Below are 14238 nucleotides of genomic sequence, written 5' to 3'. Positions count from 1 at the left end.
GGCGGCGACGACGCCGGCGGCGACGCCGAGGATGGCGGTCTTGCCCTTGCCGTCGTAGTTCGCGCCGCAGTCGACGGGGTCGGCGTCGGGTTCGGCGTACTCGACGCCTTCGGCCATCACGTCGGCGTAGGCGGCGAGTTCCTCCGCGTTGTTGTGCTTCCAGCGGTTGGCGAGCCAGAACGCCCCGAGCGTCGTGTGGTCCGGTTCGCCGGCGAGAATGCGGCGCATCGCCTCGGACGCCTGCTCGCGGCTCATGTCTTCGGCGGACTTCGTGCCCGTGCCGACGACTTCCGTCATCAGACGCTTCAGCGGCCATTCCCCGAACTCGCTTTCGACTACTGCCATGCGCCTGTGTTCGCGCGAGCGGTCAAAAAACGTCCCGTTCGGTCCCGTCGCCCGGGAGCGTCGACGCCGTCCGAAAGCGATAGGCTTCCCGACTCCTAACGCGGGGTAATGAGCGCGTTGGCGGACGATTGGCGGGACGGCATCGACGAGGTCGATGCGGCGCTTATCGACGGCTACCAGAGCGGCTTTCCGGTCGAGCAACGACCGTTCCGCGTCGTCGCCGAGGAGCTAGGCATCGACGAGGACGACGCCATCGACCGCGTCCGCCGGCTCCGCGAGGACGGTATCTTCCGGCGGTTCGGCCCGGTGCTCAACCCGCCGGTCATCGGCAGTTCGACCCTCGCGGCCGTCGCCGCACCCGAAGAGCGCTTCGAGGAGATAGCCGAAATCATCAACGGCTACCGGCAGGTGAACCACAACTACCGCCGCGCCCACGAGTGGAACATGTGGTTCGTCGTCACCGCCGGCTCCCGCGAGACGCGCGACCGCATCCTCGACGAAATCGAGGAGCGCACCGGCTGTGCGGTGCTGAACCTCCCGATGCTCACCGACTACTACATCGACCTCGAATTCCCCATCGTCAACGACGACCGCTTCGCGCGCGAGAGCCTCGGCGCGACCGACGTGAGCGCCACCCGCATCTCCGAGGACGCGACCGGCGACCTCTCGGCGCTCGAAGCCCGCCTGCTCGTGGCGATTCAGGGCGGCTTCCCGCTGTCGAAGACGCCCTACCGCGACGTGGCCGACGGCCTCGGCGCCGACGTCGACGACGTGCTCGTCGCCGTCGAGCGCCTCCTCGCGGACGGCTGTATCAAGCGCATCGGCTGCGTCGTCAACCACATCGTCACGGGCTTTCGGAACAACTGCATGGTCGTCTGGGACGTCCCCGACGACGAACTCGACGCCCGCGGCGAGGCCGTCGGGAGCCTCCCGTACGTCACGCTCTGTTACCATCGGCCGCGCCGCCCCGAGCAGGGCTGGGAGTACAACCTCTTTACCATGATTCACGGCCGGGACGCCGACGCCGTCGACGAGAAGATAGACGAACTCGCCGCCGACCACCTCCCGTTCGACCACGAGCGACTGTACTCGACGGCGAAACTGAAGCAGACCGGCGCGCAGTACGAGGAGCTCGTGGGCTCCGACGACTGAGAGAGAAAACGGACCAAAGCCGGCCCGAACACCGCTCGTTTTCGACGCTTGCGCCGCCGTCCGCGTCACATCAGTCCGCCTACCGCGACAGCGGCGACAGCCGGTAGAGCATCCGCGCGGCCTGCGCGACGCCGGTCTTCGCCAGCGACCCGCTTTTGAGCGCGCCGAGTTTCGCGTAGTAGCCGGACTTGAACGCGCCCTTCTTGGCGAGGAGCGCGCTCCCGAGCGCCCCGCGTTTGGCGTAGTACGCGGACTTCCGGCCCGCCGCGCCGGCGTAGTGCTTCGTGCTCGTCGGAATCGGCGTCCGACGGCCCTGCACCTCGGTCGAACCGCTTCGGATGGCGTCCAAGATGTCGTCGGCGGTGAGGGAGGCCCGCGACACGTCGGGGATGTCGATTTCCGTGTAGGCGCGGCCGACGTACCCGACCCTGTGGGCGTCGCTGCCGGCGACGCCGGGGTACTGCCGATTCGCCGCGAACCGGCGGGCGCGGCGGTTCTTGTAGCCCGTGAAGAGCCACGAGTTGTACGTCTCGATGGCGTCGAAGGCGTCGCCGCCCGCGGCGTCGTGGTACCGACCGAGCCGGCGGCGACCGATGCCGTGTCGGCTCCGCTGGAACGGGTGCGGGACGATGGCGACGCCGCCGCGCTCGCGCACCCACCGGGCCGTCTCGTCCAGCGGGCGACGCCGCGGGGGAAGCTCCTCCACGCCGAGCGCGAGGAGGTGGCCGTCGGCCGTCGAGACTTCCACGCCGGGGATGCCGACGAGGCCGTACATCGGTGCGAGTTGCGCCGCTCGGACCGACTCGTCGATGACGTCGTGGTCGGTGACGACGACGGCGTCCAACCCGATTTCGGCGGCCTGCTCCAAGATGAGCTCCACCGGGTCGTGCGCGTCGTACGAGCCTTCCGAGTGCACGTGGGGGTCGATGCGGACGGTCAGCGCGGACACGACTCCTCGTTAGGCCTCGGTGACGAAAAAGACACGCCCGAATCGTGCTAGCTCGCAGCACGGGAAGGGGCGGGGACGGTGAAATCCCAAACCCACGCTAATCGGTCGGGAGCGTCCGCGACTGGGTGATTCCCGGAAACGGTCACGTCGCGGACGTAAATTCGTTTCAGCGAATCTTTAGGATTTTCCGTGTCGAACGTGTACACATGGCATCCGAAGACCGCTTTCGACCGGCCGCCGACCTCGCGGACCTCCGCGAGTCCGGCCGCGAACTGGTCGCGCTGGACGGGCGCTCTATCGCCCTCTTCGACCACGAGGGTTCCGTCAGGGCCGTCGACAACGCCTGTCCGCACATGGGTTTCCCGCTCGTCCGCGGCACCGTGGACGAGGGCGTACTGACCTGTCACTGGCACCACGCCCGGTTCGAGCTCTCCTGCGGCGACACCTTCGACCCGTGGGCCGACGACGTGCGGACCTACCCCGTGGAGGTGCGCGACGGGACGGTCTACGTCGACCCCCGCCCCGACTCGGACGAACCGCCGGCGGTCCGCTGGTCGAACCGGCTGGAAGACGGCCTCGAACAGAACCTCCGGCTGGTGGTCGCGAAGTCCGTCATCGGCCTCCTCGACGCTGGCGTCGAGCCGACAGAGCCGCTTTCGACCGGCGTCCGGTTCGGCTGTCGCTACCGGCGCGACGGCTGGGGGTCGGGGCTCACCATCCTGACCGCGATGGCGAACGTCCTCTCCGACCTCGACCCGGACGACCGAAAGCGCGCGCTCTATCAGGGACTCGTCCACGTCGCGGGCGACGTCTCCGACGAGCCGCCGCGGTTCGAACAGGACGCCCTCGGCGCGACCGACGCCGATTTCGACCGCCTGCGGTCGTGGTTCCGCGAGAACGTCGAGGTCCGTGACCCCGACGGCGCGGAGCGCGTCCTCCGGACCGCAATCGCGGCCGGTCACGACGACGCCGAACTCGCCGGCATGGTCGCCGCCGCCGCCACCGACCACCGCTACCTCGACACGGGACACGTCCTCGACTTCGTCAACAAGGCCTGCGAGGCGCTCGACCACGTCGGCTGGGACCGCGCCGACGAGGTCCTCCCGAGCCTCGTCCGCGGACTCGCCCGCGCCGACCGGGCCGAGGAGTCCGCCGAGTGGCGTCGCCCAATCGACCTCGCGGGCACGCTCGACGACGTGTTCGCCGACCTCGACGACCACGTCGACGCCGGCGCGGGCGAGACGTGGTCACGCCCCGACGACCTGCTCGATACCCTCCTCGGCGACGACCCGAACGACGTCGTCGACGCGCTGACCGAGGCGATTCGGGCCGGCGCGACGCCCGTCCAACTCGCCGACGTCGTCGCCTTCGCCGCCGGCACGCGGGTCGCGCGGTTCTCGACCACCAACGAGTTCGGCGACTGGAACACGGTCCACCACACCTTTACCTACGCCAACGCGGTCCACCGGCTCGCCGAGCGGACCGGGGCCGCGGAGCTCTATCGGGGCGTGTTCGACGCCGCAGTCAACGTCTACCTCGACCGGTTCCTGAACACGCCGCCGGCCCCGCTTCCCGACCCGACCCCCGACGCCGACCCGGCGGCGGCGCTCGAAACGCTCTCCGCGGCGTTCGACGCCGAGGGGCGGGTGAACGACGCCGGTCGCGCGGCCGCGGGGTTCCTCGACGGCGGCGGCGACCCGGCGAGGCTCCGCCGCGAACTCGGTGGCGCGCTGCTCCGCGAGGACGCCGGCTTCCACACCTATCAGGCGCTCGAAGCCGGGTTCAGACAGGCGGCGACGCGGCCGCCCGAGGAGGCGCGGACGCTCCTCGTCGGCGTCGCGCGCTACCTCGCGGCGCACTCGCCGACGCGCCGGGAGCGAGAACAGACGTTCGGTATCGCCGCTCGGCTCCAGCGCGGCGAGTCGGTGTACGGCGAAGACGCCGACCTCTGAGCCTGAGTCGGGTCGTCGCGCCGACCCTGTGGATGTCGTCGCCGTCGCCGTCGGCTCTTTTCGTCTACTGCTCGGCGATTCGCTCGCCGGCGTCGACGCCGCTCCAGAGCGCGGCGTGGACCCGGCCCTCGCCGACCGTCCAGTCGCCAGCGAAGTAGAGGCCGTGAGACTCCCCGCGGCGGAGTATCTCTCGGTCGGCGACGCCGTCGGGAAGCGCGTACCGCCAGCCCTGGTCGTCCACCCAGTCGGGGTCCCGCAGGCGCTCGTCGTCGAGGAGGTCCGCGACCATCCCCGCGACCTCGTCGGCCGCGTCGTCGAGCGGGTCGTCGTAGTGCGCCTCGGACCACTCGGGGCTCGGTTGGACGACGAGCAGGCTCTCGCCGTCGGGGACGTGGCCCTCCTTGCACTCCTCGCGGGCGACCCAGCCGACCGGGTGGGTCTTGTCGGTGTTGACGAGCGCGTACCACGGCTCCTCGCGCTCGAAGGGGTAGTGGAGGACGACGGTTCGAATCGTCCGGTACTCGACGCTCCCGATGGCCTCGCGGAGCGCGACCATGCACTGGTCGCCCCAGCCCATCTCGGTGAGAATCCCCGCCGTCTGCGGGGCTGGCGGCGTCAGAAGCACCGAGTCGTACGGACCGTGGCGGGTCCCCGACTCGTCGACGACGGACCAGTAGCCGCTGTCGGGGTTATGGTCGATTGCGGCGACGCGCGTCTCGCGCTCGACGGTCGTCTCCGTCTCGGCGAGCAGGCGCTTCGCCAGTTGGGTGATGCCCTCGGTCCACGACCACTTGTGTTGGTCGCGGGCGTCGCCCTCGGAGATGACGCCGTCGCCGTCGAACGTCCAGACCGGTTCGTCGATGTCGACCAGTCCGTCCGCGCCCAGTCCGCGGACGAGTTGCGCCGTGCGGCGGTCGTAGTCTTTCACGTAGTTCGCGCCGTGGTCGTACCGACAGCCGTGTCGTCGGCGCGTCGCGGCGCGCCCGCACACCCCGCGGCTCTTTTCGAGAACCGTGACGTTCGCGTTCGCCTCGCGGAGCGCGTACGCCGCGCCAGCCCCAGCGGCCCCGGCTCCGACGATGCACACGTCGCGAGTCATCTCGCCACCCCGCGTGAGAGTCCAGCCAGCATCGGCTACAACTGCGACTTCGAGGCGCTAAAAGACTCGCAACGCGGCGGGAATAGGGACCGCGTCCGCGCCCGCCGCCCCGGCGGGAGGCGAAAACGATTCACGTCGCGCCGCCGGAGTCGGTGTATGTACGACTCGGTCATCTTCGACCACGACGGCGTGTTGACCACGCTCGTCGACCTCTCGCCCCTCCGCGACGCGACGTGGGACGCCTTCGCCGAACTCGGCGTCTCCGACCCCGACCCGGACCACGTCGAACAGGTGGTCATCCACGTGTCGCCCGAGGACGTGCGCGCCGCCGCCGAACCGTACGACATCGACCCCGAGACGCTGTTCCGCGTCCGCGACGAACGCCAGTCGGCCGCCCAACGGCGGGCCATCGCCGACGGGCGGAAAGTCCCCTACGACGACTTCGACGCGCTCCGCCGCATCGACGCCCCGATGGGCATCGTCTCCAGCAACCAGCAGGCGACCATCGACTTCGTCGTCGACCACCTCGACGCGACGGACCTGTTCGGCACCGCCTACGGCCGCGAGCCCTCGATGACGAGCCTCCACCGCAAGAAGCCCGAACCCTACTACCTCGAACGCGCCATGGCCGACCTCGGCGTCGAATCGCCGCTGTTCGTCGGCGACAGCGACAGCGACATCGCCGCCGCCGAGGCCGCGGGCGTCGACTCCGCGTTCATCCGCCGCGGCCACCGCGCCGACCACACGCCGACGCCCGACCCGACCCACGAAATCGCCGGCCTCGACGACCTGCTCGAACTCGACGGCGTGCCCGTCGTCGGCGACGCGTCCGCCGCGTCGGGTCCCGCGGCCGACGGCGGCCGCGAGGGCGGTGAGTCGTCTCGATGACCCGGTCGCTCCCCCGCATCGGCCTCGGGACGATGGGCCTCGACACGCCCGGCGAAGCCGCCGCCGTGACGGCGGCGCTGGAACTGGGCTACCGCCACGTCGACACCGCGCAGATTTACGGGAACGAGGCGGTCGTCGGCGACGCGCTCGCGGCCGCCGACGTCCCCCGCGAGGACGTGACGCTCGCCACCAAGGTCTGGGCGGACAGCCTCGCGCCCGCCGACGTGCGCCGGACGACCCGCGAGAGCCTCGACCGACTGGGCGTCGACTACGTCGACCTCCTGTACGTCCACCGCCCCATCGACACCTACGACCCCGAGGCGACGCTTTCGGCCTTCGACGAACTCGTCGACGACGGCCTCGCCCGCGGCGTCGGCGTCAGCAACTTCACCGTCGCCGAGGTAGACGAGGCGCTCGACCTGCTCGACGCGCCGCTCGTCGCCCACCAGACGGAGTACCACCCGCTGTTCCAGCGCCCCGAACTCCTCGACCACGCCGAGCGACACGACTACGACGTGGTGGCGTACTCGCCGCTTTCGGGGGGCCGCGTCCGCGACGTGGACGAGGTCGTCGCGGTCGCGGAGAGTCACGGCGCGACGCCCGAGGCGGTGAGCCTCGCGTGGCTGGCCGAAAAGGGGCTGTGCCCCATTCCGAAGGCGTCGAGCGAGAGACACCTCCGGGCGAACCTCGACGCCGTCTCGCTGGAACTCGACGCGGCCGACGTGGCGACCATCGACGGTATCGAATCTGAGGTCGAACTGTTTCCCGAGTGACGAGTCGGGCGTTCGATGCCGTCCCGAAGTCTCAATTTCGATACCAGTCCCGGAACGATTATATCAGGGCGGGCGAGTGTCCGACCATGCGGATTCCGAGTGGGGTAAGCGGGTTCGACGAGCTCATCCAGGGTGGTTTCCTCCCGCGCCGACTGTACGTGCTGAGCGGACCGCCGGGGAGCGGGAAGACGACGTTCACGGCGCAGTTCATGGCCGAGGGGCTTCGCAACGGCGAGAAGTGCATGTATATCACCATGCACGAGACCGAAGACGAGCTGATAAACGATATGTCGGGGTTCGACTTCGGCTTCGAGACGCTCGCCAGCTCCGATGGCTTTCACTTCATCAACCTCGTGAGCCCGAAGGGGAAACACATCCTCAACCAGTTCTCTCAGAGCGGGGGGTCGTCGAGCGTCCAGAGCCTCACCGACAAGATCGTCGCGTTCGTCAACTCCCGGCAGGTCGACCGGCTCGTCATCGACTCGACGATGCTGCTCCGGCTGTTTTTCGCCAACGGCTCCGAGGAGATGACGCGGTTTCTGACGGCGCTCAAGCAGGGCGACGCCACGACGCTTCTCATCTCCGAGATGACCGACCCCTCGTCGTACTCCGACGAGCACTTCCTCGCCCACGGCGTGGTGTTCTTCCACAACTATCTGGAGGCGACGGGGATGACACGCGGCATCCAGGTCATCAAGATGCGCGGGTCGGACATCGACTGCGACATCCGCTCGATCGAGTTCACCGACAACGGGCTGGTCGTCGACCCCCGCTCGAAGGTCGACCTCTGAGGTACTCACAACTATGTACGAACGGGTCTACGGGACGGACTGGCGGACGATTTCGGACGAGGAGGCCATCCGCCGGATGTACGCCCTCGGTGTCTCCAGCGCGCTCGGCCACCCGAACCGCGGGGAGTTCGAGCGCATCCGCCGACAGGCCGGCACCGCCTACGGCCGGAGCGTCCTCCAGCTCGCCTTCGAGGAGGGCAAACAGCGCGTCGCCCGCAACGAGTCGGAGTACGACTCGAAACAGGACGTCTGGGAGGCGCTCGTCGACGAGGAGACGACGCCCGCCACGACGGGTCGCGCCGACGTGACGATGCAGAAGCCGACGGACAAACAGGGCATCCCCGACGCCGTCGGCCGCGCGTCCGTCCTCGATGGCGACGGCGGCGACGACTTCGCTCGGATTCGACTGCCTGAGTTCCTCCGTCGCGGGTAGCCGGCCACGCCGCCGACGCGGGTAGCCGACGGGCCTTTGGGCGTCCGAGTCCTCTATGAACCCATGAGCGACAGCGAATTCAGCCTCTCCGAGTCCGAGTGGCGCGAGCGCCTCTCGGAGGACGCCTACCGCGTCCTCCGCGAACAGGGGACGGAACCGCGGTTCTCCGGCGAGCACGTCGACCGGAGCGACGACGGCGTCTACCGGTGTGCCGGCTGCGGGACCGAACTGTTCGACTCGGAGACGAAGTACGACTCGAACTGCGGGTGGCCGAGCTTCTACGCCGCCGAGGATTCGAACATCGAGCTTCGGCGCGACCTGAGCCACGGGATGGACCGCACCGAGGTGGTCTGTTCGACCTGCGGCGGCCACCTCGGCCACGTCTTCGACGACGGCCCGGAGCCGACCGGCAAGCGCTTCTGTATCAACTCGGTCGCGCTCGACTTCGAGGCGGACGAGGAGTAGCGCGAAGAGAGAACGCGACAGAACGGAGAACGCGCGACGGAAGGGAGAACGGGGCGGACCGAATCGCCGCCTACGACCCCGGTACCCCCCGCCTCACGCCGAACTCTGGTACGTGAGGAACGTCACGGCGACGGCCGCAAAGAGGTCGGGCAGGAACGTGAAGGGACCCAGCCCGCTGCCCCTGAACCCGAGGAGGAGAGACGCCAGCGGGTTCGACGTGAGGGCGTACAGGAGCAGCGCCACCGTGAAGAGGAGCAGGCTCAGGGTAAAGCGGTTCGGAAGCTCCCGGTAGAGCATCGCGTAGGTGCCCGCGAGGAACCCGAGCGCGACGAGGTTGTACGTCGAGACGAACAGCTTCAACTGGATGAACAGGTCCGGGATGGGCGGGCCGCCGGGGCCGCCCGGCTTGTGCGGGCCGAACAGTTCGGGGGCGAACCACGCCACGAGCTCGGGGGTGAACCACGTCGCGAGCGCCGCGACGGCGAGCGAGACGCCCACGACGATGGCGGTTCGTCGCAGGGGGTCTCGGTTAGACGCGTCGCTCACGCGTCGTCACCTCCCGCGGAGACGTCGGTCAAGTTGGCCTTTCGAGCAACCTCGTCGAGCACGTCGAGGTTGGCTTCCATCCGGTCGGTCAGGAAATACGTCTTTCCGTAGTTGTCGCCCATAGTCATCAACACGTTGTTCTCGACGAGGAGTTCCAGGTGGTGCTGTGTGGTCTTGTAGTCGAGGTCGAGTTCGTTCGAGAGTTGGTTGGCGTTCATCGGCATGTCGTCGAGCGCGCGGATGATTCGCAGGCGGTTCCGCCCCCCGCGCGATCCGCCGATTAGCCACCACAGCACACGTCGCATCCGGGTAAACCGTCAAATCCGGACGTATTAAAACGGCGGGCCTCGCGTCCGCGCCGGCCGAGGCCCGCGGTGATTCGCACGTGGTGGTGTGTGGTGGGTGCGTTCGGCAGGGTGCGTTTCGTAAGGGGTTCGAGGGGAGCGAGTCGATGCGTGCTGGTGGGCGCGACGGTGGTGTTTCGGTGGGTCGCCGCGGGTGAATCGGCGTGGGGAGTGGTGTGCGTCGGGAGGGGAGTCGTCAGCGGGGGGAAACCCGGGCGTCAGTCACCGCGCGGCCCGAAGCCGCCGCGACCGCCCGCGCGGACTTGGATACCGTCGCCGTCGCCGTCGCCGTCACAGGCGAGCGCCGACGTGTCGACGCCGAACTCGGCGAGCGTCTCGTGGACGGCGGTCCGGACCTCGTCGGTCGTCGCGCCGTCGGCGCGGAGGTCGGCGACGAGCGTCCGAATCTCGTCGGCCTGTTCGTCGGTCAGGTTGTAGCGGTCTTGCAGGCGGTCGCCCGGCGCGTACCGGGTTTCGTCGTCGGTCCCGGCGGCGGGACCGTGCCAGCCGCCGTCGGCTCTGACGGCGGTCCCGTCGGTCGCTTGGACGGCGTCCGACGCATGCGTCTGGACCCCGAGGCCGGCGGCGGCGGCCGTCCCCGCGAAGACGAGCGAGGCGACGACGAGCGCAACCCCGAGCGTTGTGAGTCTTGTCATAATCTGTTCCTCCGTCTTATCGGACGTTCAGCGGCTAAAAGAGGATTTTCCGAACTCGAACACGAGTCCACCGTGAATCCGCCCGGAGTTAGGCCCAAATTACGCCGGAAACCCCGACTGACGGTGGCGAACGGCGGTGCGCGCGACGCTCCGAGAACGCCGGTATCGGGATGGTAGGTCGCGTCTAACGGTCGTCTAGTGCGAGTAGCCGACACGTACCAAACTAGGGTGACAGCGTATGTGGTGTATGTCTCGCAGCTACCCCGTCGGCCGTCATACGACCCGGACCCGGCGGAGTCCCTCGCTCACGCCGTACGCGTTCGTCGTCGCCGGCCTGCTGACGTTCTGTGTCGCCGTCATCGCTCCCGTCGCCGACCTCTCGGCGGGCATATCGGTGATGAACATCGCCGGCGGCGGGACGCCTCCGGCGTTCGACGGCGGCACGCTCGTCGTCAGCGGGGGCCTGCTCCTCGTCAGCGCCGCCTCGACGTTCTTCGGCGTCCTCCTGTTGCTCCTCCGACTCTGAGTCGGGCGCAACGGCGGGCGGGCGACCACGGGCGACCGCGGGCGACCTAGCGGCGCTCGATAGGGGTGGCGAGCACGGGGACCTTCGACTGGACGACGACCGACCGCGAGACGCTTCCGAGGATGTTGTCCTCGAACCGGGCGTGGGTCCCCATCGAGATGAGCGCGGCGTCTATCTCCTCGGCGACGGCGAGAATCTCCTCGGCCGGGTCGCCGCGGCGGAGTTCGGTGGCGGCGTCGACCCCGTACTCGGCCATCGTCTCTGCGGCCTCACCGAGTGCCGCCTCGCCCTGCGATCTGAGTTCCTCGTACACCTCGTCGACGCGCTCGTCGGCGAGCGTCAGGAAGGCCCGTTCGTCGACGACGTAGAGCAGGGAGACGGCGGCGTCGCGTTCGGCCGCGAACGCCGCGGCGTCTTCGATGACCGGTTGCATCGAGTCGCTCCCGTCTATCGGCACGAGGATTGTGTCGTACATCAACCGGAAGTTAGGCGGGGAAACTATCACTCTCTTCGCCGGTTCCCGGACGGTGGGAACTACGCGGGACGTGAGACGCTACGCGGGGCGTGAGACGCCGACCGAGACTCTCGGGGGACAATCCGCACAACAAAATCGACGGGCGACTCACTCGCCGTCGGTCGCGTCGTCGGCCGCCTCACCGGTGTTGGCGTCACCGTCGTCGGCGTCGCGTCCGGTGCTCGCGTCGCTCTCGGGTTCGGCATCGTCCTCCGACGCCGTGGGCTCCGCGTACCGGTCGGCCCGTCGCTTCCAGTCGGTGACCCGTCGCGCCGACACGCCCGCGGCCGCCGCGAGCTCCTCGTCAGACGCCTCGCGGAGTGCCGACACGGTGTCGATGCCCGCCGCCCGGAGTCGAGTCGCGTACGCCTCGCCGATGCCGCGGACGTTCCGCGGGTCCTCGGGGTCGCGGTCCGCTTCGGTCTCCCCGGCACCGCCGCCGCCCGCCGAGGCGACCGCCGCGAGCCGTTCTGTCATCGCGTCCACCCGGCCGTCGAGGCCGTCCACTCGGCTTTCGACTGCGCCGATTCGCCCGACGAGGTCGGTGTGGGTGTGTTCGGCCTCCCCGTCGACGGGCCCGGTCACGCCTGCGACCTCCGAGTCGATACCGGCCTCGACGGCGGTCCGAGCGGACTCGTCGCTGTCGGAGCCGGCCGCCTCTCCGTCTCCGGCCTCGGCTTCTCGTTCGTCGACTTCGGCTTCGTCGCCCGCGTCGTCGTCTCCGTCGCTGTCCTCGCCCAGCGAGTCTCCCGGTTCCACGTCGTCGGGGAGGACGTAGACCAGCGCGTCCGCCGGCACGTAGCCGACGACGCGTTTTCGCTTCTCGTCTTCGGTGAGGACGACACCGCCGGAGTCGAGCGCCTTGTAGCCGCCGCACTCGAAGCTCGTCCCGTCCGCGAGGTAAACTTTCATAATCAATTATTGTATTTGTGGCGAGATGAGTGTTGTCGCTCCGCTGTCCGGGGTTTATCACCGTTCGGCGCGCCCCACGACGCATGGACGTGTTCGTCATCGGCGGCACGGGACTGCTCGGCACGGGAATCGTTCGGCGACTCGTCGCCGCCGGCCACGACGTGACCAGCCTCCAGCGTGGCGAGACCGACGACGACCTTCCCGAAAACGTCGAGCGGGTCGCCGGCGACCGCGACGACCCCTCGGTGCTCCGCGGTGCGATTCGAGACGCGAGCCCCGAGGTCGTCGTCGACACGGCGTGCTTCGACGCCGACACCGCCCGCGACGCGGTCGAAATCTGTCGGACCGTCGTCGACCGCTACGTCTTCTGCAGCACCATCGACGTGTACCACCGACCCCCGCCGAAGAACCCCGTGACCGAATCCAGCCCGCGAAACCCGGCGGTCAGCGACTACGCGGCCGGGAAAATCGCCGCCGAAGACGCGTTCTTCGACGCGCACGACCCCGGCGAGTTCGAGGTGGTCGTCCTCCGCCCGTGGAACACCTACGGCGAGGGCGGGACGCTCGTCCACACGCTCGGCACGGACTCGTCGTACATCGACCGAATCCGCGAGGGGAAGCCCATCGTCGTCCACGGCGACGGGACCTCGCTGTGGGGACCGTGCCACCGCGACGACGTGGCGCGGGCGTTCGTCGGCGCGGTCGAGCGCCCGGGCGTCGGCGGCCGCGCCTACAACGTCACGAGCGAGGAGACGATGACGTGGAACCAGTACCACGAGCGCGTCGCCGCCGCGCTCGACGCGCCCGAACCCGACCTCGTTCACGTTCCGACCGAGGTGCTCCGCGCGGTCGCGCCCGACCGGACGCGGATGCTCCGCGACCACTTCCGGTACAGCACCGTCTTCGACAACGGGCGGGCGAAGGCCGACCTCGGGTTCCGCTACACGGTCGGGTTCGAAGAAGGCGTCAGCGGGGTGGTGTCGTGGCTCGACGCTCACGACGCGGTCGAGCCGTGGGACGCCGACCCGCTCTCTGACGACCTCGCGGCGGCGTGGCGGGACGCGACCGACGCGTTCGTCGCGGGGTTCGAGTCGGGCGGGTGAGCGCCCTCGTGCGGTGAACGAACCGGCCGAGTCGAAACCAGTCGGCCTCCGGACACACTCCGGTTTCTGCGGAAAAATCACTCCGGTTTCTGCAGAATCAACTCCTCGCAGGCGTGTCGGTGCGGTTCGCCCGCGGAGTCGTCCGCGAACACGTACTCGTCGCTGTGCCGGACGTCCCAACCGTCGTAGTAGCCAGCAAGTTCGCCGGGGTCGTAGAGATGTTCGTTCTCACCCCAATCGGGGGCCGGCGCGACCTCCGGGTGGTCGACGAAGGCCCACACCGCGTGGACGCCGCCGGGGTGCGTCGCCTCGCGGAACCGCCGGAACTGCGAGTCGCGGTTCTCCGGGCGGACGTACTGGAGCGTCCCGATGGAGTAGACCACGTCCCAGCGCGACTCGAACGCGAGGTCGTTCACGTCGGCGCGCCGGGTCGCGAGTTCGACGCCCCGCTCTTCGGCGAGTCGTTCGGCCTTGTCGAGACCGTTCGGCGAGATATCGACCGCCGTCACGTCGTGGCCGCGCTCCGCGAACCGGACCGCGTCGCGCCCCTCGCCCGCCCCGAGGTCGACGACTTCGGGGTGCGTCTGCGGCGAGACGGCGTCCGCAGTCCGGGTCGCCAGCTCGTTCGGTTCTGTCCCCCAATAGTAATCCGCGCCGTCGTACAGCCGCTGTAGCTCCTCGAATCGCATGACGTAACCGATTTGAGGCGGCCTGATACGACTTGTGGCTCGGTCGGCCGCGACGGCCGCGGTGACCGTGACGCCCCGCGAACAACGGTCGCTCCCGCGGT

17 protein-coding genes and 1 pseudogene are annotated in these 14238 nt (G+C 69.2%); 9 read left to right on the top strand and 9 right to left on the bottom strand.

Going from position 1 to position 14238, the window contains the following annotated elements; translation table 11 throughout:
- Positions 1-345, bottom strand: a pseudogene (locus tag BN996_RS19625) (anthranilate phosphoribosyltransferase); the annotation flags it as partial.
- A 108-nt stretch (positions 346-453) separates the two neighbouring features.
- On the opposite strand from BN996_RS19625, the gene ahbB reads away from it, so the two are divergent.
- On the top strand, positions 454-1497 hold the full coding sequence (gene ahbB, locus BN996_RS19620) for a siroheme decarboxylase subunit beta (RefSeq protein WP_089781882.1): 1044 nt from the start codon (positions 454-456) through the stop codon (positions 1495-1497).
- 79 nt (positions 1498-1576) lie between these two features.
- Here ahbB and BN996_RS19615 read toward each other — a convergent pair whose 3' ends face one another.
- Positions 1577-2446, bottom strand: a complete 870-nt coding sequence (locus BN996_RS19615) for a CehA/McbA family metallohydrolase (protein ID WP_089781881.1) — start codon at positions 2444-2446, stop codon at positions 1577-1579.
- Positions 2447-2652: 206 nt separating this feature from the next.
- Here BN996_RS19615 and BN996_RS19610 point away from each other — a divergent pair, with 206 nt between their 5' ends.
- Positions 2653-4398 (top strand): Rieske (2Fe-2S) protein, encoded by a 1746-nt coding sequence (locus tag BN996_RS19610; RefSeq protein ID WP_089781879.1) that lies wholly within the window; start codon positions 2653-2655, stop codon positions 4396-4398.
- 64 nt (positions 4399-4462) lie between these two features.
- On the opposite strand, the gene BN996_RS19605 is transcribed toward BN996_RS19610, so the two are convergent.
- Positions 4463-5497 (bottom strand): NAD(P)/FAD-dependent oxidoreductase, encoded by a 1035-nt coding sequence (locus BN996_RS19605; protein ID WP_089781877.1) that lies wholly within the window; start codon positions 5495-5497, stop codon positions 4463-4465.
- 156 nt (positions 5498-5653) lie between these two features.
- On the opposite strand from BN996_RS19605, the gene BN996_RS19600 reads away from it, so the two are divergent.
- From BN996_RS19600 to msrB, 5 genes are all read left to right on the top strand, one after another.
- Positions 5654-6385, top strand: a complete 732-nt coding sequence (locus BN996_RS19600) for an HAD family hydrolase (RefSeq protein ID WP_089781875.1) — start codon at positions 5654-5656, stop codon at positions 6383-6385.
- Complete coding sequence (locus BN996_RS19595; protein WP_089781873.1) at positions 6382-7158, top strand: aldo/keto reductase; 777 nt, start codon at positions 6382-6384, stop codon at positions 7156-7158. Before BN996_RS19600 ends, BN996_RS19595 begins: the two co-directional genes overlap by 4 nt.
- 86 nt (positions 7159-7244) lie before the next feature.
- Complete coding sequence (locus tag BN996_RS19590; protein ID WP_089781871.1) at positions 7245-7949, top strand: RAD55 family ATPase; 705 nt, start codon at positions 7245-7247, stop codon at positions 7947-7949.
- A 13-nt stretch (positions 7950-7962) separates the two neighbouring features.
- The gene (locus BN996_RS19585) at positions 7963-8382 is read left to right on the top strand and encodes a DUF8057 family protein (protein WP_089781869.1); all 420 of its coding nucleotides are present in this window, start codon (positions 7963-7965) and stop codon (positions 8380-8382) included.
- A gap of 63 nt (positions 8383-8445) precedes the next feature.
- A complete protein-coding gene (gene msrB, locus BN996_RS19580) occupies positions 8446-8847 on the top strand; it encodes a peptide-methionine (R)-S-oxide reductase MsrB (RefSeq protein WP_089781868.1) in 402 nt (133 codons plus the stop codon).
- Positions 8848-8940: 93 nt separating this feature from the next.
- On the opposite strand, the gene BN996_RS19575 is transcribed toward msrB, so the two are convergent.
- The 3 genes from BN996_RS19575 to BN996_RS19565 all read right to left on the bottom strand — a co-directional run bounded on the left by BN996_RS19575 (position 8941) and on the right by BN996_RS19565 (position 10393).
- Positions 8941-9393 (bottom strand): DUF8036 family membrane protein, encoded by a 453-nt coding sequence (locus BN996_RS19575; protein WP_089781866.1) that lies wholly within the window; start codon positions 9391-9393, stop codon positions 8941-8943.
- Positions 9390-9689 (bottom strand): winged helix-turn-helix domain-containing protein, encoded by a 300-nt coding sequence (locus BN996_RS19570; protein ID WP_089781884.1) that lies wholly within the window; start codon positions 9687-9689, stop codon positions 9390-9392. The genes BN996_RS19575 and BN996_RS19570 overlap by 4 nt, the downstream gene beginning before the upstream one ends.
- Positions 9690-9955: 266 nt before the next feature.
- Complete coding sequence (locus BN996_RS19565) at positions 9956-10393, bottom strand: hypothetical protein (protein ID WP_089781864.1); 438 nt, start codon at positions 10391-10393, stop codon at positions 9956-9958.
- A gap of 247 nt (positions 10394-10640) precedes the next feature.
- Between BN996_RS19565 and BN996_RS19560 the strand changes: the two genes are divergently transcribed.
- Positions 10641-10919 (top strand): hypothetical protein, encoded by a 279-nt coding sequence (locus tag BN996_RS19560; RefSeq protein ID WP_089781862.1) that lies wholly within the window; start codon positions 10641-10643, stop codon positions 10917-10919.
- A gap of 46 nt (positions 10920-10965) precedes the next feature.
- On the opposite strand, the gene BN996_RS19555 is transcribed toward BN996_RS19560, so the two are convergent.
- Positions 10966-11394, bottom strand: coding sequence for a universal stress protein (locus tag BN996_RS19555; RefSeq protein WP_089781860.1), 429 nt, complete (start codon positions 11392-11394; stop codon positions 10966-10968).
- Positions 11395-11541: 147 nt separating this feature from the next.
- Complete coding sequence (locus BN996_RS19550) at positions 11542-12345, bottom strand: DUF4332 domain-containing protein (protein ID WP_089781857.1); 804 nt, start codon at positions 12343-12345, stop codon at positions 11542-11544.
- 83 nt (positions 12346-12428) lie between these two features.
- Here BN996_RS19550 and BN996_RS19545 point away from each other — a divergent pair, with 83 nt between their 5' ends.
- On the top strand, positions 12429-13448 hold the full coding sequence (locus tag BN996_RS19545; RefSeq protein ID WP_089781856.1) for an NAD-dependent epimerase/dehydratase family protein: 1020 nt from the start codon (positions 12429-12431) through the stop codon (positions 13446-13448).
- A gap of 77 nt (positions 13449-13525) precedes the next feature.
- Here the strand turns inward: BN996_RS19545 and BN996_RS19540 are convergent, their stop codons facing one another.
- A complete protein-coding gene (locus BN996_RS19540; protein ID WP_089781854.1) occupies positions 13526-14137 on the bottom strand; it encodes an SAM-dependent methyltransferase in 612 nt (203 codons plus the stop codon).
- Between the last annotated feature and the right edge of the window lie 101 nt (positions 14138-14238).

The sequence above is a fragment of the Haloferax massiliensis genome, assembly GCF_001368915.1.
Classification (GTDB): domain Archaea; phylum Halobacteriota; class Halobacteria; order Halobacteriales; family Haloferacaceae; genus Haloferax; species Haloferax massiliensis.
This window is presented reverse-complemented; position numbering and strand designations above follow the sequence as displayed.